The organism is Burkholderia sp. HAN2018, assembly GCF_024704855.1.
Classification (GTDB): Bacteria; Pseudomonadota; Gammaproteobacteria; order Burkholderiales; family Burkholderiaceae; genus Burkholderia; species Burkholderia cepacia.
This window is the reverse complement of sequence record NZ_QOBB01000565.1, coordinates 1-526: the sequence shown is the minus strand read 5'-3', so window position 1 is coordinate 526 and position 526 is coordinate 1. Positions and strand designations below refer to the sequence as shown.

Sequence of the window (526 nt, the reverse complement as noted above, 5' to 3'; positions counted from 1 at the left end):
CTGCTCGGCCGGCGCGCCGACCTCGTCGCCGCGCGCTGGCGGGTCGAGGCGGCCAGCCGCAACGTCGCGGCCGCCCGTGCGGATTTCCTGCCCAACGTCAGCCTCACCGCGCTGATCGGGCTCGCGACGCGCGGGGGCGCATCGCTGTTCCAGGCCGCATCGCGCACCTACAACGTCAGCCCGGCCGTGAGCCTGCCGATCTTCGACGGCGGCGAGCGGCGCGGCGTGCTGCGCCGGCGTGACGCGCAATACGACCTCGCGGTCGCCGGTTACAACAAGACGCTGATCGGTGCGATCGGCGAGGTGGCCGACGATCTGCACCGGCTGGATTCGCTCGCCGTGCAGACCGATGCGCAGCAGCGTGCGTTCGACTCCGCCACCGATGCGTGGCGGCTCGCGGACGCGCGCTACCGGGCCGGCGTCGGCAGCTACCTCGACGCGCTCGTCGTGCGCCAGCAACTGCTGGTCGCGAGCCGCGAGGTCGCCGCGCTGCGCGCGCAGCGCGCGGACCAGTCGCTGCAGCTCG

1 protein-coding gene is annotated in these 526 nt (G+C 74.1%); it reads left to right on the top strand.

The window, feature by feature from the left end:
• On the top strand, positions 1 to 526 hold a 526-nt coding region (locus tag DPV74_RS41800; RefSeq protein WP_162923362.1), incomplete at both ends, for a TolC family protein.